15 protein-coding genes are annotated in these 19,250 nt (G+C 74.8%); 11 read left to right on the plus strand and 4 right to left on the minus strand.

Annotated features, from left to right (window positions below):
* The first annotated feature begins 53 nt into the window (after positions 1 to 53).
* The 6 genes from AB0Q99_RS17920 to AB0Q99_RS17945 all read left to right on the plus strand — a co-directional run bounded on the left by AB0Q99_RS17920 (position 54) and on the right by AB0Q99_RS17945 (position 6,697).
* A complete protein-coding gene (locus tag AB0Q99_RS17920; RefSeq protein ID WP_363572775.1) occupies positions 54 to 917 on the plus strand; it encodes a hypothetical protein in 864 nt (287 codons plus the stop codon).
* A 1-nt stretch (position 918) separates the two neighbouring features.
* The gene (gene asnB / locus AB0Q99_RS17925; RefSeq protein WP_363572777.1) at positions 919 to 2,754 is read left to right on the plus strand and encodes an asparagine synthase (glutamine-hydrolyzing); all 1,836 of its coding nucleotides are present in this window, start codon (positions 919 to 921) and stop codon (positions 2,752 to 2,754) included.
* Positions 2,751 to 3,314 carry a flavin reductase family protein gene (locus AB0Q99_RS17930; protein WP_363572779.1) on the plus strand — a complete coding sequence of 188 codons (564 nt, stop codon included), beginning with the start codon at positions 2,751 to 2,753 and terminating at the stop codon, positions 3,312 to 3,314. The genes asnB and AB0Q99_RS17930 overlap by 4 nt, the downstream gene beginning before the upstream one ends.
* Complete coding sequence (locus tag AB0Q99_RS17935; protein ID WP_363572781.1) at positions 3,311 to 4,810, plus strand: 4-hydroxyphenylacetate 3-hydroxylase N-terminal domain-containing protein; 1,500 nt, start codon at positions 3,311 to 3,313, stop codon at positions 4,808 to 4,810. Before AB0Q99_RS17930 ends, AB0Q99_RS17935 begins: the two co-directional genes overlap by 4 nt.
* Positions 4,807 to 5,649 carry a class I SAM-dependent methyltransferase gene (locus tag AB0Q99_RS17940; protein ID WP_363572783.1) on the plus strand — a complete coding sequence of 281 codons (843 nt, stop codon included), beginning with the start codon at positions 4,807 to 4,809 and terminating at the stop codon, positions 5,647 to 5,649. The genes AB0Q99_RS17935 and AB0Q99_RS17940 overlap by 4 nt, the downstream gene beginning before the upstream one ends.
* A 172-nt stretch (positions 5,650 to 5,821) precedes the next feature.
* A complete protein-coding gene (locus tag AB0Q99_RS17945) occupies positions 5,822 to 6,697 on the plus strand; it encodes a helix-turn-helix transcriptional regulator (RefSeq protein WP_363572785.1) in 876 nt (291 codons plus the stop codon).
* Between the two features lie 7 nt (positions 6,698 to 6,704).
* Here AB0Q99_RS17945 and AB0Q99_RS17950 read toward each other — a convergent pair whose 3' ends face one another.
* From AB0Q99_RS17950 to AB0Q99_RS17960, 3 genes are all read right to left on the minus strand, one after another.
* Positions 6,705 to 7,991 carry an MFS transporter gene (locus tag AB0Q99_RS17950; protein WP_363572787.1) on the minus strand — a complete coding sequence of 429 codons (1,287 nt, stop codon included), beginning with the start codon at positions 7,989 to 7,991 and terminating at the stop codon, positions 6,705 to 6,707.
* A 253-nt stretch (positions 7,992 to 8,244) separates the two neighbouring features.
* Positions 8,245 to 9,189, minus strand: a complete 945-nt coding sequence (locus AB0Q99_RS17955; RefSeq protein ID WP_363572789.1) for a hypothetical protein — start codon at positions 9,187 to 9,189, stop codon at positions 8,245 to 8,247.
* A 328-nt stretch (positions 9,190 to 9,517) separates the two neighbouring features.
* On the minus strand, positions 9,518 to 10,975 hold the full coding sequence (locus tag AB0Q99_RS17960) for a beta-glucosidase (protein ID WP_363572791.1): 1,458 nt from the start codon (positions 10,973 to 10,975) through the stop codon (positions 9,518 to 9,520).
* Between the two features lie 447 nt (positions 10,976 to 11,422).
* Here AB0Q99_RS17960 and AB0Q99_RS17965 point away from each other — a divergent pair, with 447 nt between their 5' ends.
* Complete coding sequence (locus AB0Q99_RS17965) at positions 11,423 to 12,064, plus strand: DUF4360 domain-containing protein (protein ID WP_363572792.1); 642 nt, start codon at positions 11,423 to 11,425, stop codon at positions 12,062 to 12,064.
* A 66-nt stretch (positions 12,065 to 12,130) separates the two neighbouring features.
* Here the strand turns inward: AB0Q99_RS17965 and dacB are convergent, their stop codons facing one another.
* On the minus strand, positions 12,131 to 13,744 hold the full coding sequence (gene dacB, locus AB0Q99_RS17970; protein WP_363572794.1) for a D-alanyl-D-alanine carboxypeptidase/D-alanyl-D-alanine-endopeptidase: 1,614 nt from the start codon (positions 13,742 to 13,744) through the stop codon (positions 12,131 to 12,133).
* Between the two features lie 404 nt (positions 13,745 to 14,148).
* Here dacB and AB0Q99_RS17975 point away from each other — a divergent pair, with 404 nt between their 5' ends.
* The 4 genes from AB0Q99_RS17975 (at position 14,149) to AB0Q99_RS17990 (ending at position 19,191) form a co-directional block, all read left to right on the plus strand.
* Complete coding sequence (locus AB0Q99_RS17975; protein ID WP_363572796.1) at positions 14,149 to 15,390, plus strand: NAD(P)/FAD-dependent oxidoreductase; 1,242 nt, start codon at positions 14,149 to 14,151, stop codon at positions 15,388 to 15,390.
* Positions 15,391 to 15,689: 299 nt separating this feature from the next.
* Positions 15,690 to 17,069 carry an FAD-dependent oxidoreductase gene (locus AB0Q99_RS17980; RefSeq protein WP_363572798.1) on the plus strand — a complete coding sequence of 460 codons (1,380 nt, stop codon included), beginning with the start codon at positions 15,690 to 15,692 and terminating at the stop codon, positions 17,067 to 17,069.
* 5 nt (positions 17,070 to 17,074) lie between these two features.
* Positions 17,075 to 17,905 (plus strand): DUF1365 domain-containing protein, encoded by an 831-nt coding sequence (locus tag AB0Q99_RS17985; RefSeq protein ID WP_363572906.1) that lies wholly within the window; start codon positions 17,075 to 17,077, stop codon positions 17,903 to 17,905.
* Entirely contained in the window at positions 17,902 to 19,191 is a 1,290-nt protein-coding gene (locus AB0Q99_RS17990) for a class I SAM-dependent methyltransferase (RefSeq protein WP_363572800.1), read from the plus strand. The genes AB0Q99_RS17985 and AB0Q99_RS17990 overlap by 4 nt, the downstream gene beginning before the upstream one ends.
* The last annotated feature ends 59 nt before the right edge of the window (positions 19,192 to 19,250 follow it).

Genomic DNA, 19,250 nt, shown 5'->3' on the forward strand with positions numbered 1-19,250 from the left:
ACGACGACGACACGACGGTCCGAAGGATCGTTCAGCCGAAGGGAGATGGCCCGATGGGGGGTGTGTCCGACGGGACCGGCCGTCCGAACGGCTCCGGTGGCCCGGTGAGCGGCGAGGTCGGACCGCGCACGGCGGTCCTGGCCGCCGCCACGAGCCGGCGACGCCCCGGCACGGAGCAGCAGCGGTCCCCGTACCGCGGGATGCCGGACGCCGAGCGGTCCGCGCTCTGGCGGCAACGGCTGCACGAGGCCGAGGCCGGTCTGACGCGGTACCTGGTGTCCCGCGGGGACGAGCTGCACCTCACCGACTGGTTCGTCCTGCAGTCCGAGCTCTTCGCGGACCTGCCCGAGCAGGACGCCCCGGCCGTCGAGTGGCAGCGGGTGTTCTTCCGTGGCCAGGCGCTGATGGAACGTTTCCTCGTGCTCCGCCACGGCGAGGAGGTGCTCGGCGACTGGGCCCGGTCCAACGCCGAGGTGCACCGCGACGTCGAGCCCGACCACGGCCGGGGCGCCGCCGACCCGATCCACCGGATCGCCCGGCAGGCCGAACTGTACGGCTCGGACTACGAGTTCGACGACGACGGCGAGCCCGGCCCCGAGCACGCGGCGCTCACCATCACGCACTGCGCGATCTGGGACTACCGCGAGAAGGCCCGCCGCTCGGGCGTCCGGCTGACCCTCGCCTCGCCCTGCACCTACTGCACCGAGGCGCTGTCCGCCAACATCCGGGCCAAGGGCTACCGGCCCGCGCACCGGCTGACGCACGGCCCGACCGGCCACGGCTGCCGCTGGGAGTGCGCGGCCGCGAGCGGGCCCGCCGAGACTGCCCAGCCCGCCGCCGCATCCGCTGAGCCCACTGCCGCCGCCACGGCCGTAGCCGCCGAGCCCACCGCCACCGACGAACCCGGGGAGTCCTGACATGTGCGGCATCACCGGTTGGCTCGACTGGGACGCCGACCTGCTCCACCAAGCCCGGACGGTCCGCGAGATGACCGCCACCCTGGCCTGCCGCGGCCCGGACGCGGACGGCGTCTGGCTCTCCCGGCACGCCGCCCTCGGCCACCGCCGGCTGGCCGTGATCGACCCGGACGGCGGCGCCCAGCCGCTCGCCGACCGCCCCGGAGCGGACGCCGCGGCCGTCCTCGCCTACAACGGCGAGCTCTACAACCACCGCGAACTGCGCACCGAACTGGAGGCCCTCGGGCACGTCTTCCGGACCCGCTCGGACACCGAGGTGGTCCTGCGCGCCCACCTCCAGTGGGGCCGGTCCGCGCCGTCCAGGTTCAACGGCATCTTCGGCTACGCCCTGTGGGACGCCCGGCAGGAGGAACTGCTGCTGGTCCGCGACCACCTGGGCATCAAGCCGCTGTACTGGCACGCCCACCGCAGCGGCGTGCTGTTCGGCTCCGAGCCCAAGGCGGTGCTCGCCAACCCGCTGTTCCGCGCCGAGCTGGACACGGACGGCATCGCCGAACTGTTCGCGCTGCCCGCCGCGCCCAGCGCCGGCCACGGCCTCTTCCGCGGCCTCCACGAGGTCCGGCCCGGTCACCTGGTGGCCGTCACCCGCGCCGCCACCCGCGAGGTCCGGTACTGGCGACTGGAGTCCGCCGAGCACCGGGACGACGCCGCGACCACCCGGGGGACCGTCCGCGACCTGCTCGCCGACGCCGTCGAACGGCAGTTGATCAGCGACGTCCCGCTCTGCACCCTGCTCTCCGGCGGCGTCGACTCCAGCGCCGTCACCGCGCTGGCCGCCGCCGCCCGCGAACGGGCCGGCCAGGGCAAGATCACCAGCTTCTCGGTCGACTTCCCCGGCAGCGCCGACCGCACCCCCGACGCCTGGCGGACCACCCGCGACGCCCCCTACGTGGCGGCCGCCGCCGAGCACATCGGCACGCTGCACACCACCGTCCTGGTGCCCGACGACGACCTGCTGGACGCCCGCGACGCCGTCCTGCGCGCCCGCGACCGCCCCGGGTGGGGCGAGATGGACGCCTCCCTGCACCTGCTCTTCCGCGAGGTGCGGCGGCGCTCCACCGTCGCGCTCTCCGGCGAGGCCGCCGACGAGATCTTCGGCGGCTACCCCTACTTCCACGACGCCGCCGCGGTCGCCGCCCCGACCTTCCCGTGGCTGCACGGCAAGGCCACCCCGGCGGACCTGCTGCGCGCGGACGTCCGGGCCGAGGCGCGCCCCGAGGAGTACACCGCCGCCGCGTACCACCGCTCGCTCGGCGAAGTGCCGCGCCTGCCCGGCGAGTCGGCCCACGACGCGCGGATCCGCGAGGTCTTCCACCTCGCGCTGACCCGCTGGCTGCCCCCGCTGCTGGACCGGGTGGACCGGGTGTCGATGTCGGTCGGCCTGGAGGTCCGGGTGCCGTTCTGCGACCACCGCCTGGTGGAGTACCTGTGGAACGTCCCGTGGGCGCTCAAGGCGCCGGACGGCCGGGCCAAGGGCCTGCTGCGCGACGCCGTCCGGGACCTGCTCCCGCCGCAGGTCACCGACCGGCCCAAGAGCGGCTACCCGTCCACCCCCGCCGTCCGCTACACCGAGGTGCTCACGGCCCGGGCGCAGGAGCTGCTGGCCGACCCGAACGCGCCGGTCTTCGAGCTGGTGGACCGCGACCTGGTCCGCCGGCTGCTCGCCGAGGGCCGACCGCTGCCCAGCCCGCGCACCGCGCCGAACCCGGTCGGCGGCCTCGACCACCTGGTCCAGGTCGACGAGTGGCTGCGCGCCTACCGGGTGGGGCTGCGGTGAGCGGCGCCGCGCCGGCCGCGCCCGACCTGCAGGCGGCCGCCGACGACTTCCGGGCCGCCTCCCGCGGCTGGACCAGCGGGGTCGCGGTGGTCACCACCCGCGCCGGTGAGGAGGTCTTCGCCAAGACGGTCTCCTCCTTCAGCACCCTCTCCCTCGACCCGCTGCTGGTGACCGTCGCGGTCAGCCGGCACAGCCCGCTGGTGGCCGCCGTCCTGGCCTCCGAACGGTTCGGCCTCTCGGTCCTGACGGTCCGTCAGATAGCGGTGGCCCGACGGTTCGCCACCCCCGGCGCCGGGCGCGCGCTCGGTGCCTTCACCGCCCTCGGCGCCCTCGACGCCGTACCGATGCGGACGGCCGCCACCGGCGCGCCGCTCGTCGAGGACGCCCTCGCCCGGTTCGACTGCCGGCTGCACGCGGCCCTCCCCGGCGGTGACCACACCATCCTGGTCGGCCGGGTCGCCGCCGCGGCCCGCGGCGACGGCACACCCCTCCTCTACCACGACGGCCAGTACCGCGTACTGGCCCCGAACCCCCTCACCACCAACGGAGTCGGCGCATGACACTGCTGGACACCCGCACCGGTCGCGGCGCGCCCGCCACCGCCCGAGGCCTCCTCACCGGCGACCGCTACCGGGCCGAACTCGACGACGGCCGCGAGCTCTACCTCGACGGCCAGCGGATCGCCAACCCCGCCGAGCACCCCGCGTTCCGCCCGGCCGTGGACGAACTCGCCCGCCTGCTCGACCTCCAGCACGATCCCGACCACCAGGACCTGCTCACCTGGCAGGACCCGGACAGCGGACTGCGGCTGGCCCGCGCCTACCAGCCCCCGCGCACCCTGGAGGACCTCCGACTCCAGCGCCGCAGCGCCGAGTTCTGGCACGCCGAAGCACTCGGACAGCAGGGCCGCTCACCCGCCTTCATGGCCTCCATCGCCGTCGGCGTCCACGACTTCCGGCACCGGCTGGCCGAGGCCGACCCCCGCTTCGGCGCCAACGCCGAGGCCTGGTACCGCTACTGCGCCACCAACGACCTCGTCCTCTCGCACGCCCTCGGCGACCCGCAGATCGACCGTTCCGCCAATCCGTTGGACGACCCGGACCTCGCCCTGCGCGTCATCGAGGAGAACGACCAGGGCATCGTGGTGCGCGGCGCCAAGCAGCTCACCACCCTCGCCCCGCTCGCCCACGAGGTGCTGGTCTACCTCTCGGCCTCCTTCACCGAGGGCCGCGGCGAGCAGTTCGTGACCTGGTTCGCCCTGCCGCTCAACACCCCCGGACTGGTCACGCTCGCCCGCGAACCGCTCGGCAGCGCCCCCTGGGGCCACGCCCACCCGCTCGGCGCGCGGTACGACGAGCAGGACGCGATGCTCTTCTTCGACGACGTCCTGGTGCCCTGGGAGCGCGTCTTCCTGCTGCGCGACGCCGCCCTCGCCCGGCTCGGCCTCGTCCGGATCAACGCCTGGAGCGCCTACGTCGGCCACATCCGCTACCGCGAGCGGCTGCGCACCCTGCTCGCCACCGCGACCCTGGTCGCCGAGTCGATCGGCGTGGACGGCTTCCGCAACATCCAGGAGGACCTCGGACGCCTCGCCGGGTACGCCGAGCTGACCGAGTACTTCCTGGACGCCGCCGAAGCGCGCGGCGGCCTCACCGACAGCGGCCTGTTCGCCCCCGGCGACACCGCCGCCTCCCGGGTCTGGTCGGCCGAGGTGGCCGGCAGCGCGGTCGAGATCGTCCGCCGGATCGGCGCCTCCGGCCTGCTCATCCAGCCCACCGCCGCCGACCTCGCCCACCCCCGGCTGCGCCCGCACCTGGACCGCTACATGCGCGGGCGCGGCATCGACGCCGAGCGCAAGTCCCGGCTGTTCCGGATCGCCTGGGAGCTCACCGGCGACGGCTTCGGCCAGCGCCAGGACCTCTACGAGTACGTGCACCGGGGCGATCTCACCCGCAACCGGATCAACATCTTCAAGCGGTACGACCAGAGCGAGGCCCGTGAGCGCCTGCTGGACCTGGTCGACCGGCCCGCCGACGCCGAGGAGAACCAGAAGTGACCGCGTCCGCCGTCGAGATCCAGGCCAGCACCCTCGCGGGGTACGCCGACGCCAGCCGACTGCGCCAGGTCCAGGACCGGGACTGGGTGCTCGACCAGGTCACCGGCGCCCCCGGGACCCTGATCGACCTCGGCAGCGGGATCGGCCAGCTGCTGCAGGCCGCCCTGGAACGCTTCCCCACCCTGCGGCACGCCGTCGGCCTGGAACGCTCGGAACACCGGATCGCCGAGGCCGCCGAGCGGCTGCGGCCCTACGGCGAGCGGGTCGCCCTGCACCGGGCCGACCTCACCGCGCCCGAGCCGCTGCCGTTCCGGGCGGAGGTGATCACCCAGACCTCGGTGCTGCACTGGCTGTACCCGGACGAGGAGCGGATCTTCGCCTGGGCCGGCGCCCACCTCGCCCCCGGCGGCAGGTTCCTGCTCACCACCTACCACCCCGCCCGGGACGAGCACGGCCTCGGCGGCGAGGACGAGCTGGTCCGCGACGCCCTGGTGGCCCTCGGCACCCCGTACGACGAGGTGCCCGGCACCTTCGCGCGCGGCGGGGTGCTGCCGATCGCGACCCGCACCAGGACCGTCGAGGACCTCGCGGCGCTGATCGGGCCGCACCTCGCGGTGGCCGGAGAGCTGGAGCGCGACGCCGTCGTCACCGTCGACAGCGCCGAACAGTACGAGCACTTCCACGCCGCCACCTTCGGCGACTACTACAGCCGCCTGGTGCCGGAGGACCGGCGGGCCGCGTTCTTCCGCGCGGTCGGCGAGAGCGCCTGGCGCCGCCAGCGCGAGCGCGGCCACGTCAGCCACATGGTCGTCCGGCTCTGGACGCTGACGTCCCGTTAACAGTGTGTGTAGCCCGCCGCTCACCCCTGGGAGGAGCGGCGGGCTACGCCTACGCTGGGGCCGAACCCGGAACACCGGGACCGCCGGAACCCCGTGAGCCGGAACCCGGCAGTCCCCGACCCCCGCCCCCCTCAGAACCCCGCAACACCGGACCTGGCCGAGGAGCCCACCCGTGTCAACTCCCCCCGCCGGACGGGAACTCGGCGCCTTCCTGCGCGCCCACCGCGAACTCCTCAAGCCCGCCGACGTCGGCCTCACCGCCACCTCCCGCCGCCGCACCCCCGGCCTGCGCCGCGAGGAGGTCGCCTCGCTCTCCGGGGTGGGCCTCGCCTGGTACACCTGGGTCGAGCAGGGCAGGGTCGCCGCCTCCCGGCAGGTGCTGGAGGCGATCGCCCGGGTGCTGCGCCTGGACGACGCGGGCCTGCGGCACGCCCTGCGCCTGGCCGGCTACCACGAGCCCGCCCCGGCCGCCGGGCCGGAGGGCACCGACCGGATCGCCGAGACCATCCAGCCCGTCCTCGACTCCTGGCCCACCAGCCCGGCCGTCCTGCTCGACCGCCACTTCGACCTGCGCGGCTGGAACGCCGCCTGGACGGCGCTCTGGGGCTCGCCCGAGTTCGTGCCCGCCGACCGGCGCAACCTGATGTGGGTGATGGCCGCCCACCGGCAGGTGCGCGCGGTGCTGCCCGACTGGGAACCGCTCGCGATGAACGTCTTCCAGCACTTCCGCGCCCAGGCCGGCCCCGCCCTCGGCGACCCCCGGACCCGGGAGGTCTACCGGCACCTGGACGAGGACGCGCCGGAGCTCCGCCACTGGTGGGGATGCCACTCGGTGGCGGAGCTGACGGTACGGACCGTCACCGTGGCGCCGGCCGGCCTGGGCCCGGTCCGGCTGACCCTCTCGTCCTTCCACCCGGTGGACGACCCCTCCGCGACGGTGCTGCTGTTCACCCCGACCGGCGCCGCCGACCGGGCGCGGATGACCGAGCTGGTCGAGCATCCGTTGCGCGCGGTCGGCGGCGTGGAGGACGAGCGCCGGGTCGGCTGAGCCGGTCTCAGGCCTCCGACGCGGTACCGGCGGTGCTGGCACCGGCGGCGGCCCGGCGCAGCCCCAGGCTGACCGCCAGACCGCCGAGCGCGGCCACCAGCGCGCAGCCGGCACCGATCAGCAGCGTGCCCTGCGTGACGTCACCGAACGCCCCCACCGCCCAGGCGCCGACCCCGGTGCCCGCGTACATGGTCGAGGTCAGCCACGCGCTGGAGGTCGCGCGCAGCTCCGGGGCGATGGTGCCCGCCAGCGTCTGCTGGTCCGTCACGAAGCCGCCCGAGGCCAGGAACCAGACCGTCACCCCGGCCAGGGCGAGCACCAGGCCCGGGCCCTCGGCCGCCACCGCGATCCCCACCGCCAGCAGGACGCCCCACAGCGGCAGCAGCGGCAGGTCCGACCGCCCTGCCGTCCTGGCCCGGTCGCCGAGCCGGCCGCCCACCAGCGAACCGGTCATGCTGCCCGCACCGACCAGCACGCCGACCAGGCCGAGCGCCTCCACCGACAGGTCGAAGCGCTGCACCAGCACCGCGCCGAGGAAGGTGTAGGCGCCCAGGTTGGCCGTGTTGAAGACGGTGTTGACCAGCAGGGCGCGGCGCAGGGTGGGGTCGGCCCAGCCCGCCAGGATCGCCCGGACCGCGCCCACCCGCTGCGCGGGCGCGGGCGCCTGCGCCCTCCGGGCCGGGACCTGACGCAGCAGCAGCGGCACCGCGGCGGCGGTGCCGACGGTCAGCGCCCAGAACGCCGAGCGCCAGCCCGCCAGTCCGGCCAGGAAACCGCCGAGCGGCACGCCGATCACCTGGCCGCAGGAGAACAGCGCCATGCCGAGGCCCAGCGCCCGGCCACGCACGGCCTCCGGCGCGGTCTCGGCGATGTGCGCCCAGATCGCCGGCCCGGCCGCGGCCGCGGCCAGCCCGGCCACCGCGCGGGAGAGGACCAGCAGGGTCAGCCCGGTGGACAGGGCCGCCGCCGCGTTGGACAGGACGAACAGCAGGCTGCCCAGGACGAGAGTGCGGCGGCGGCCGAACCGGTCGCTCAGCAGCCCGAGGAAGGGCGCCGCGACGGCGTACACCAGCACGTACGCCGTGACGCTGGAGGCGGCGGCCGCCTCGCTGGTGTGGACGGAGTCCGCGATGGTCGGCAGCAGCGGCGACACCAGGAACGTCTCCGTGCCGAACAGGAACAGCAGGAGGAACACCCCTGCGTAGCGCCACCGGTCGAAGCCCCGCGCCGGCGCGGTCGGCGGCGGGACCTCCTCGGCCCGGTCGGGCAGGGGCGGGTCGGAGATGCTGCTCACGGCGAAGTACCACCTTCTCGTACGGGGGCGCGGCGGGCCCTCGGACGGCGGGCGGAAGCGGCCGCGCGACGGCTGACGGGACGTCCGATGCGGCCATCCTGCGGACCGGACCGGCGCCCAGCCAGACAGGCGGTGATCCTGTGACTCCGGCTCACAGGCTCGGCCCGCGCCGTCGCACGTGGTGGTGCGTGGTGGTGGTGCGTGGTGGTGCCGGCTCCGGGGTACCGTGCGTACTCCCGACCGGCCGGACCGGTCAGGCCGAGGCCCTCGACTGCCAGTAGGTGAACTGCTGGAGCGGGTCGCCGACCAGGACCCACGGCCAGGCGGTGACGGAGTTGTCGATCCGGCGGAAGGCGTCCGCGCTCTCCCTGATGCGGGTCGCCTGGATCAGGGCGAAGGCGAGCACGTTGAGGTCGGCCGCGGCCGCCGCGTGGGTCAGGCCACCGAGCCGGGGCCACTCGCGCAGGGCGGTGTCGAGCGCGGTGACCGCCCGGTTGTGGGTCCACTGGCGACGGACCAGCAGCGCCTCGACGCCGCCGGCGGAGGCCGTCCGGGCGTGCTCGTCCACGAGCGCGGTCAGCTCCACCGCGGCGGTCGGCGCGGTCAGTGGCGCGGAGGCCCGGACGGTGTCCACGAAGTTGAGCTGGGCGCTGCGCGACCCGCACTCCTCCGGTGACAGGTACCGGAGCATCTGCAGGTGGGCCTCGCGGTTCCACGGGTCGCGTTCGGAGACCTCGTGCCAGACGGCGACCACGTCGCGTGATTCGGCGCGCATCAGGCGCAGGATGCCGAGCAGGACGACCCAGGGCGTCGGATCGTCGGGCGCGAGGTCGGCCGCGCGGTAGCAGGTGTCGGCCGCCGCGCGGGCGTCCTCCATCCGTCCGGCGTGCCGGCCGCGGACGAGTTCGACCCAGCCCTCGAACATCAGCGGGTCCGCCTGCTGGGCGCGGCGCAGCCGCCAGTTGTGCGCCAGGGTGGACGGCGCGGCCGCTTCGGCGAGGACGGCGAAGCGGTGCCCGCGGCGGTCCCAGTCGGTGCCGGCCTCCCGGAGCAGCCGTTCGACCTGGTCGACCTGGATGGCGCTCTGGCCGGGCAGACCCGGGGACTTGAGCTGTCGCCGGACGCGGCCGAGGTCGACATCGTCGAGCTCGGGGCGCAGGCTGGGGCCGGAGGCGCGAATTCTTCGGAAGAGCGACACGCGCCGCAGCCTAGGCCCATAGGCGATTTTCGGACAGACCCCGGAATGAAATATTCAGGTTCCGATGGAATTCGGTGAGCCTACCGCTCCGTACGGCGATCGCCGGAGGCGCAGCATTCGGCTGGATTTCCGCACCGAATCCTTCGGGAAAGGCGTCGAAATCCCGCGTTTCCTCGGTCTGATCCCGGTCCGACCCCGTTCCGCAGCCGGTCCGCCCCCCTCCGGACCTCATGATCGAAGGAGGGCGGATCCCCCCCCCGGCCGGTCGGGGCCGGGCGGGCCGGGCGGGCCGGCCGGCACCGATCGTTTCCAGCCGCTTCGCGTGACCCTACGCTTCGTCGGGCGGGTGCAGTTCGCCGGTGCGGGCGACCCGGGCGTACCAGCGGCCGCTGGACTTCGGGGTGCGGGCCTGGGTGGGGTAGTCGACGTGGACCAGGCCGAAGCGCTTCGCGTAGCCGTACGCCCACTCGAAGTTGTCCAGCAGGGACCAGGCGAAGTATCCGCGCAGGTCCGCGCCGTCGGCCGCCGCCCGGTGGACGGCCGCCAGGTGGGCGTGCAGGTAGGCGGTGCGCTCCGGGTCGTCGACGGTGCCGTCCTCGCCGGGCTCGTCGGGGTAGGCCGCGCCGTTCTCGGTGACCATCAGCGGCAGGCCGGGGTACCGGCGGGCGAGGTCGGTCAGCAGCTGGTGCAGGCCGGAGGGGTCGACGGCCCACCCCATCGCGGTCCGCTCGCCCGGCGCCAAGTGGAAGCCGACCAGGTCCGCTCCCGGCCAGGGCGAGCCCTCGCCGCCGCCGTGGCCGTCCTCACGGGCCGGTGCGGCGCCGGTGTCCTCGGCGGCCGCGGAGACGACGGTGGGCGTGTAGTAGTTGACGCCCAGCCAGTCCAGCGGCTGGTGGATCGCCTCCTCGTCGCCGGGGCGGACGAAGGCCCAGTCGGTGAGGTGGGCGGTGTCGGCCAGCAGGTCCTTCGGGTAGGCGCCCTCCAGCATCGGGCCGAGGAAGATCCGGTTGCCGACGGCGTCGATGCGGCGCGCGGCGTCCCGGTCGGCGGCGGACGGGGTGAGCGGGCGCAGCGCGTGCAGGTTGAGCGCGACGGACAGCCGGGCGGTGGCGGGCAGCAGGCCGCGCAGCGCGGTGACGGCCAGGCCGTGGCCGAGGTTGAGGTGGTGGGCGGCCCGCAGGGCGTCCACCGGGTCGGTGCGGCCGGGGGCGTGGACGCCGGAGCCGTAGCCGAGGAAGGCGCTGCACCAGGGCTCGTTGAGGGTGGTCCAGTGGTCGACCCGGTCGCCGAGGGCGCCGCCCACCAGCGCGGCGTACTCGGCGAACCGCTCGGCGGTCGCGCGCTCGGGCCAGCCGCCGGCCGACTCCAGCTCCTGCGGGAGGTCCCAGTGGTAGAGCGTGGCGACGGGGGTGATCCCCGCGGCGAGCAGGTCGTCGACGAGGCGGCGGTAGAAGTCCAGGCCCCGCTGTCCGGCCGGGCCGCGGCCGGTGGGCCGGACGCGCGGCCAGGAGACCGAGAAGCGGTAGGCGGTCAGCCCGAGTTCGGCCATCAGCCGGACGTCCGCGCGGAACCGGTGGTAGTGGTCGGCCGCGACCTCGCCGGTGTGGCCCCGGAAGACCTTGCCCGGGGTGCGGCAGAAGGTGTCCCAGATCGAGGCGGTGCGGCCGTCCTCGGCGGCGGCGCCCTCCACCTGGTAGGCGGAGGTGCCCGTGCCCCAGAGGAAACCGGCCGGGAACCGGGGCAGGGCGGCGGCAGGCGGAAGGGGGCCGACAGGGGGGAGGGGCATGTGCTGCTCCCGACGGTAGCGGGCGGTGGTGGGAGGCGGTGGCCCGGCGCGATCGGCGGGCGCTCCCATGGTGCAGTCGGAAGGTTCCTGCCCCAGCTGATGCGGTGTCAAAAGCATTCAGGCGATGGGTCCGTCGACGACGGCCTCGGTGTGGCTGAAAGTGTCGCGTCGAGGTCGGGCGCGGCCGCCGGTCGGCGAACTCGCTCTTCCGGGAGTGGAGTTCGGTGTCGGGGCGGCTGGGGCCGGACTGCTGCTTCTTTCGGCGCCGACCCCTGGGCAGCGGCCCGCGGATGTGCTGACATAGCCATGCCAAAACGAGGTGGCGCCGGATCGCGTCATGCCGGACCGTACCGCGCCGAACCGGACCGGACCCCGCTGCGCCGAACCGGACCGAACCGTACCGCGCCGCGCTGCCTCCGACTCCGTGCTCGATCGAAGGGGAAGCCCATGCTGCTCCGTGCGCTGGCCGCCGCGGCCGTCGTCGCCGCATCGCTGTCCGGCCCGTCGGCCTTCGGCCTCGACTCGCTCCCGACCCCGCCCGACCGGATCGTCATCGACGTCGCGACGGTCAACGGCTCCGGCTGTCCGGCGGGGACGGCCGCCGTGGCCGTCTCCCCGGACAACACCGCCTTCACCGTCACCTACAGCGAGTACCTCGCGCAGGTGGGGCTGGGGTCGAAGCCGACCGACTTCCGGAAGAACTGCCAGCTCGACCTGCGGGTGCACGTCCCCCAGGGCTTCACCTACGCGATCGCCTCCGCCGACTACCGCGGCTTCGCCCACCTGGAGCGGGGCGCGAACGGGACCGAGCGGGCCAACTACTACTTCCAGGGCCAGCCCCAGACCGCCTACCAGTCGCACCGGTTCGTCGGCCCGCAGGACGACAGCTGGCAGGCGACCGACACCGTCGACGTCGCCGCCCTGGTCTGGGCGCCCTGCGGCGAGGAGCGCAACTTCAACATCAACACCGAACTGCGGGTCGTGGCCGGCACCTCGGACCCGACCCGGACCACCAGCTTCATGACGATGGACTCGACCGACGGCGACATCAACACCGTCTACCACCTCGCCTGGAAGCACTGCCCCTGACCGCCGGAGCCGGCTGCCCGCCCGCCGGCCCGCCCGCACGGGTGAGCGGGCGGGCAGCCGCCGGGGTCAGGAGGCGGTGCCGGGCTCCGGGGCGCGGTGCCCGGCCGAAGCCTGCTCCTGGAGCAGCGCGGCGATCCGGCTGACGTCGTCGAAGATCCGGATGACGTCGTCGATGTCGGTGGCCGAAGCGCCGTTCACGCCGACGAAGAAGAGGTGCAGACAGCCGTCGTCCGTCTCCAGGTAGCCGGCCAGGGTCTGGGCGTTGTAGGCGATCCGCTGGTTGAGGTCGTCCGCGCCGACGATGGTGCCGGGCTTGGCGAAGACCTTGCCCTTGGCCGGGCAGTCGGTGGTGCAGGAGATCGCCAGCGAGCCGTCGACGCCGAGGATCGGCAGGGCGTGCCGGAAGGCGTCCGCGTCGGGGGTGCGCAGCCAGTAGGCGAGGACCTGGTCCAGGCCGATGGGGGTGGCGCGGTCCTGGAAGACACCGCCGCGTCCGTCGGCGAGCTGGAACTGGGTCGGGTCGACGTGCGCCACGTCGGTGAGGAAGGCGTGTTCGACGCCGAAGCCGGCGAAGCAGTCCTTGCTCCCGACGGTGACGGCCATGTTGCACAGGGCCAGGTTGGCGCCGAGGTTGTGGCTGACCTTCAGGATCAGCTTGGCGTATTGGCTGTAGGGCGGGGAGACGTACGCGGCGACCTGCGGGTCGCCGGCGTAGTCGGCCGGCAGCTTGCCGTCCGGGTTCGGGCCGGTCGGGTCGGCGGTGACGGTGACACCGGCCCGGGCGAGCGCCTCGATCAGGGCGGTGCGGCCGAAGGCGTTCGGGTCCTGGACGTTCGAGATGCGCAGGACGGGCTGCGCGTCGGCGGCGATGGTACCGCTCAGGGTGATCCGGGTGCCGTCGGGGGAGGCGGAGACCTGGATGTCGGTCGGGCCGCCGGCCGCCACCGTCCGCACGGTGGAGGTGACCTGGTAGGGCGCGACCTGCGGGCGCCACATGAGCTGGGCGGTCTGGCCCGGGGTGGTGGGGGTGGTCAGCAGGTCGATGACGTTGTCGTTGATGATGAGCGGGGTCGGCTGCGGGTCCAGCGCCGGGGGCGTGAACAGCCGCGGGTCCACGACGACGTCGCCGTCGACCCGCGTGATGCCGGTGTTCCGGACCTGCTGGGCGATCAGGTCCAGTCCGGCGAGCGGGTCCTCGGGGGTGAGGGTGGCGCCGGGCAGGTCGTTGGCGCTGGTGTGGTCGATGGAGGTGTAGTCGACCGTCCCGTCGGGCCTGGTCCGGCCGCCCATCGTGAGGTCGCCCTGGGCGACCATCGCCAGGTTGCCGTCCAGCGTCGAGCCGGTGCGGGTGCCGGTGGCGAAGACGGGGGTCGAGAAGCGGTGGTCGGGGCCGAGCGCGTGCCAGGCGCCCGAGATGGTGACGAGCTTCGCGGTCGAGCCGGGGACGAAGAACTGGTTCGCGAACCGGGAGTGGAACACCCGACCGGTCGCGGGATCGGTCTCCAGCACGCCCCACTGCGCGTGCTCGTAGCCGGGCTTGTGCATGATCGCCTCGATGGCGGGCCCGAGGTCGTCGTCGTGCGCCGCCGCCGGGGGCGCGGCGGTCGTGCCCGCCACGGCGGCCAGTGTCGCGCCGGCGGCGGCCCAGGCCAGCAGGCGGCCGCGGATCGTTCGTCTCATGTGTGCGTCCCGTCGTCTCTGGGGTTCGGCAGACCCGGCGCAGGCTGGTGCGGACCGGCTGCTCATGGGGCGGATCGTAGGAACCCGGGCGGCGTACTTCTCGGTAGCCGTTGACGCGCTGACGGTGTGTGGTGGCAAAGTCCACCGGTCAGCCGATCGGCGGTGGTGCGGCGATCACGGTGGTGGCGGCGGTGGTGCGGCGATCACGGTGGTGGCGGTGGCGGTCGTGGTGATCGCGGTCGTGGCGCCGGCGGCCGGTGCGGACGACGGTCTCGGTGAACGGGATCCAATCCGAACCGTCGCTCGTCTCCGAACTCCTTGTGACCACGGCCGGCCCGAGCGATTCCGGCCGGGCCGCCCGGGCCGGGACCGGACCCGTGCTGAACGAGGAGGCGGAAGCCGCGATGGCACAGCAGTCAGCAGTGGAGGTGATCGTGGTGGGGGCGGGCCCGGCAGGCCTGGCCTGCGCGCTGGACCTCACCGCCGCAGGCCGGGAGGTGCTGGTCCTGGAGGCCGCCGCCGACGTGGGCGGACGGATGCGCACCGACCTGGTGCAGGGCTTCCGCCTCGACCGCGGCTTCCAGGTGTTCAACACCTCCTACCCCCAGGTCGGACGCCGGCTGGATCTCGGTGCGCTGCGGCTGCACCCGTTCACACCCGGTTTCGTGCTCGCCGACGGGCAGCGCTCCCGCCGCCTGGTGGACCCGACCCGCCGTCCGGCCGAGGCGCTGGGCCTGCTGCCCGACGGGCCGCTGCCGCTGCGCGACCTGGCGGCCGTCGGGCTGCTCGGGCTGTGCGACGCGGCGCTGCCCGCCGCCGTGCTCAAGCGGGCGCCGGAGACGACCACCGCACGGGCGCTGCGGCGGGCCGGCGTGTCACGGCGCACCGTCGAGGGCGTGCTGCGCCCGTTCCTGGCCGGGGTGTTCCTGGAGGACCGGCTGGAGACGTCGAGCCGGATGTTCCACCTGGTGTGGCGCAGCATGGTGCGCGGGAGCCTGTGCCTGCCGGAGGAGGGCATCGGGGCCGTGCCGCGGCAGCTGGCCGCCCGGCTGCCGGCGGGGCGGCTGGTGCGCCGCGCGCCGGTGGACCGGCTGACGGCCGAGGGGGTGGCGCTCGCCGACGGTGCGGTGCTGCGCGCGCGGGCGGTGGTGGTGGCCACCGGAATGGCGGCGGCGGCCCGGCTGCTGCCGGGCCTGGAGGTGCCGGCCGCGCGGGCGGTGACGACCTTCTACCACGCGGCGCCGGTCAGCCCGCTGCGCGAGCCGACACTGGTGGTGGACACGCGGCGGCGGGTGCTGAACACGGTGGTGCTGTCGGAGGTCGTCCCGGGCTGTTCGCCGGACGGCCGGGCGCTGGTGTCCACCTCCGTGCTGGGGGTGTCGGCGGACGAGCGGGCGGTCCGGCGACGGGCCGGTGAGCTGTACGGAGTGGACTCCTCGGCCTGGCACCCGCTGGCCGACTACCGGATCGCCGAGGCGCTGCCGGCCGGGCCGGCCCCGCTCCGGCTCAGCCGCGGCACCCGGTTCGCGCCGGGCCGCTACGTGTGCGGGGACCACCGGGCCACCGCCTCCGTACAGGGAGCGCTGGCCTCGGGCGCGCGGGCGGCCCGGGAGGTGTCGGCGGACCTGGCCGGACCGGGGCGCTGACCGCGTGGAGCGGGTGCGCACGGGTGGTGTGCGGTGTGTGGTGGGCGGCCGGAGGACGCGGAGCCGAGCGGAAACGGGGCACGAACGACGCGACCGGGCCAACCGGGCCGATCGTGCCGAACCGCCGAGCGCTGGGCCGAACCGCCGCACGCTGGGCCGGTGACGCCGCGCGGCCGGGCAAGTCGGGCACCGCCGTTCCGACGCGCCGAGAAAACCGGCCAATCCGCGGCCACGATGGTTCCGAAGGTCCGGTGCAACGACAGAGCGGGCCGCGGTGCGGCCCCGTCAGGAGGGCTCCTGTGACGATGTCCGGCACCGTCTCCACCCCGCAGGTCTCCACCTCGCAGGCTTCCACCCGGCAGGCCGCCACCCCGCCGGTCGTCCCGACCGCCGACGGTGGCGCGCGGGTGCGCCGGGTCGCGGTGGTGGGCGCCGGCGTGGCCGGTCTCACCGCGGCCTACGAGCTGTCCCGGGCCGGGGTGGAGGTCGAGCTGTTCGAAGCCGACGCCCGGCTCGGCGGCCACGCCCACACCCAGGAGGCCACCGGGGCGGACGGCCGGGCGCTGGCCCTGGACACCGGGTTCCTGGTCCACAACGAGCGGACCTACCCGCACCTGGTACGGCTGTTCGCGGAACTCGGCGTCCGCACCCAGGACAGCGAGATGAGCCTGTCCGTCCGGTGCGACGGGTGCGGTCTGGAGTACGCGGGCGCGCGCGGACCGGCCGGTCTGTTCGCCCGCCCCGACGCCCTGGCGCGCGGCCGGTACCTGCGGATGCTCGCCGAGGTGCCCCGCTTCCACCGGCTCGCCCGCCGCCTCCTGGCCGACCCCTCGGCGGGCGACCCCAGCCTGCGCGACTTCCTCGCCGCCGAGGGCTTCTCGCCGTACTTCGTGAGCCACTTCATGACCCCGGTGGTCTCCGCCGTGTGGTCCTGCGCCCCCGACCTCGCGGGCGACTACCCGGCGCGCTACCTGTTCGCGTTCCTCGACAACCACGGCATGCTCGCCGTGACCGGCTCGCCGACCTGGCGCACCGTCGTCGGCGGCTCGCGCACGTACGTCGAGAGGATCGCCGAGCGGCTCACCGCCGTCCACCGGTCCGCCCCCGTCCGCCTGGTGCGCCGCCGCCCGGACGGCGTCACCGTGGTCTCCGGGGACGGCCACCGCACCGAGGCCGACGCCGTGGTGATCGCCACCCACGCCGACCAGGCGCTGCAGCTGCTCGCCGACCCGACCGACACCGAACTGGAGGTCCTCGGCGCCTTCACCTACTCGCGCAACCCGACCGTGCTGCACCGCGATCCCACCGTCCTGCCCGTCGCCCGGTGGGCCCGCGGCTCCTGGAACTACCGGATGCCCCACTGCGACGCCCCCTCCGACCGGGTGCGGGTCAGCTACCACCTCAACCGGCTGCTGCGCCTGGACGCCACCGAGGACTACCTGGTCACCCTCAACGAGGACCGGCAGCACCCGGTCCCGGAGGACCTGGTCGTCTCCCGGACCGTCTACGAGCACCCGGTCTACACCGCGCACACCGTCGCCGCGCAGCGCCGGCTGCCCGAACTCGCCACCGAGCGGACGGCGTTCGCCGGCGCCTACCACGGCTGGGGCTTCCACGAGGACGGCTGCCGCTCCGGCATCGAGGCGGCCCGGTCCCTGCTGGGGGTGGGCGCGCCGTGACCACCCTGCCCGGCCCGTGGGGCGCGGTCCTCTACGACACCCGCACCACCCACGTGCGCGCCACACCCCGGCGGCCCGCCTTCCGACACCGCGGCTACCTGTGGCTGGTGGACCTCGACCACCTCCCGCCGGTGCCCCGACCGCTGCGGCCACTGGCCCGGTTCCGGCCGCGCGACCACAGCCTGAACCCTTCCACCGAATATGAGTTGACGATTCGTCAGGAGCTGGAGCGCTACCTCGCCGACCACGACCTCCGGCTCGGCGGCGGACAGGTGCTGATGCTGACCCAGGCCCGCTCGCTCGGGTACGTGTTCAACCCGCTGACCGTCTACTGGTGCCGCGACGACGCCGGCCGCCCGCTGTGCACGGTCGCCGAGGTCCACAACACCTACGGCGGCCGGCACCGCTACCTGCTGCCGCCCGATCCCGACGGGCGCGGCGAGACCCCCAAGGACTTCCCCGTCTCGCCGTTCTTCCCCGTCGACGGCCACTACCGGATGGTGCTGCCCGAGCCGGGCGAACGCCTCCACCTGACCGTCCACCTGGAACGCCACGGCGGCCGTGCCTTCACCGCCACCGTCCACGGCACCGCGCGACCGGCCGGCCCCGCCGCCCTGCTGCGCGCCGCGCTCACCCACCCGTTCGCCACCTGGGCCGTCAGCCTGCACATCCGCTACCGGGGGATCCGCCTCTGGCTCAGCGGCCTGCCCGTCCACCCGCGGCCGTCCGTCCACCCGCGGCCGTCCGACCGCCCTTGCCCGGCCGACCGCCCGCCCCGGCGCGCCGACCGTCCCACTCCCACTCCCACGCCCACGGAAGAGGTGCCCACCCCATGACCACCACGGTCCCCCCGACGGCACGGCCGGTACCCGTCGTCGACCCCGCCCGCTGGCCGGACGTCGCCCGGGTGCCGCACGTACCGCTGCGCGCCGCCGTGGCCGAGCGGCTGCTGCACCGGGTGGCCGCCAGACGCGGCCTGCGCGTCGAACTCCCCGGCGGCCGGACCCTGCGACCGGCCCCGGCCGACGCGCCGGTCCTGCGGCTGCACCGCGCCGAGGACTTCCTGCACCGCGTCGGCGAGAGCGGCCTGATCGGGTTCGGCGAGGCCTACCAGGCCGGTGACTGGGACAGCCCCGACCTGGTCGCGCTGCTCACCCGGCTGGCCGGCGCCCCCGACACGCTGGTGCCGCCCGGCACGCAGTGGCTGCGCCGGCTCTACGTCCAGCGCCCGCCGGCGGCGGAACTGTCCACCGCCGCCAACGCGCGGCGCAACATCCACCGCCACTACGACCTGTCCAACGAGCTGTTCGCCCTGTTCCTCGATCCGACGATGACCTACTCCTCGGCCCTCTTCCCGGCCGCCGCCGGTCCGCGACCCGCCGCGACCTGGGACGAGCTGCCCGCCGCCCAGCACCGCAAGATCGACCGCCTGCTCGACCTGGCCCGGGTCGGCCCCGGCACCCGGCTGCTGGAGATCGGCACCGGCTGGGGCGAACTCGCCGTCCGCGCCGCCGCCCGCGGCGCCCGGGTGGTCAGCCTCACCCTCTCCGAGGAGCAGCTCCGCCTCGCCCGGCGCCGGATCGCCGACGCGGGCCAGGACGGACGGGCAGAGGTCCGGCTGTGCGACTACCGCGCCGCCGAGGGCGCGTACGACGCCGTGGTCAGCGTGGAGATGATCGAGGCCGTGGGTCGGCCCTTCTGGCCGGAGTACTTCGCCACCCTCGACCGCGTGCTGGCCCCGGGCGGCCGCGTCGCCCTGCAGGCGATCACCATGCCCCACGACCGGATGCTCGCCAGCAGCCGCACCTACACCTGGATCCTCAAGTACATCTTCCCCGGCGGCCTCATCCCCTCCCTGCAGGCCGTCACGGAGACCGCCGCCCGGCACACCCGCCTGCGGGTGGCGGGCGTCGACGCGTACGGGCCGCACTACGCCGAGACCCTGCGGCTGTGGCGCGAGCGCTTCACCGAACGGTCGGCGCAGGTCGCGGCCCTCGGCTTCGACGAGGTGTTCCGGCGGATGTGGGAGCTGTACCTCGCCTACTCCGAGGCGGGCTTCCGCACCGGGTACCTGGACGTCCAGCAGGTGCTGCTGACCCGGCGTGGGGAGGCGACGGCATGAGAGCGGCGGCGGCCCCGCCCGCCACGTCCGCCGTCCGAGGCGGGGCCCGGTCCGCCGAC

It is taken from the genome of Kitasatospora sp. NPDC086791 (genome assembly GCF_040685975.1).
Taxonomy (GTDB): Bacteria; Actinomycetota; Actinomycetes; order Streptomycetales; family Streptomycetaceae; genus Kitasatospora.

What these genes read in the sequence shown, in the direction of transcription:
- AB0Q99_RS17975 (WP_363572796.1), top strand. Translation starts at nt 14,149, where the DNA reads ATGGCACAGCAGTCAGCAGTGGAGGTGATCGTGGTGGGGGCGGGCCCG.
- AB0Q99_RS17920 (WP_363572775.1), top strand. Translation starts at nt 54, where the DNA reads ATGGGGGGTGTGTCCGACGGGACCGGCCGTCCGAACGGCTCCGGTGGC.
- AB0Q99_RS17935 (WP_363572781.1), top strand. Translation starts at nt 3,311, where the DNA reads ATGACACTGCTGGACACCCGCACCGGTCGCGGCGCGCCCGCCACCGCC.
- AB0Q99_RS17960 (WP_363572791.1), bottom strand. Translation starts at nt 10,975, where the DNA reads ATGCCCCTCCCCCCTGTCGGCCCCCTTCCGCCTGCCGCCGCCCTGCCC.
- asnB (WP_363572777.1), top strand. Translation starts at nt 919, where the DNA reads ATGTGCGGCATCACCGGTTGGCTCGACTGGGACGCCGACCTGCTCCAC.
- dacB (WP_363572794.1), bottom strand. Translation starts at nt 13,744, where the DNA reads ATGAGACGAACGATCCGCGGCCGCCTGCTGGCCTGGGCCGCCGCCGGC.
- AB0Q99_RS17965 (WP_363572792.1), top strand. Translation starts at nt 11,423, where the DNA reads ATGCTGCTCCGTGCGCTGGCCGCCGCGGCCGTCGTCGCCGCATCGCTG.
- AB0Q99_RS17990 (WP_363572800.1), top strand. Translation starts at nt 17,902, where the DNA reads ATGACCACCACGGTCCCCCCGACGGCACGGCCGGTACCCGTCGTCGAC.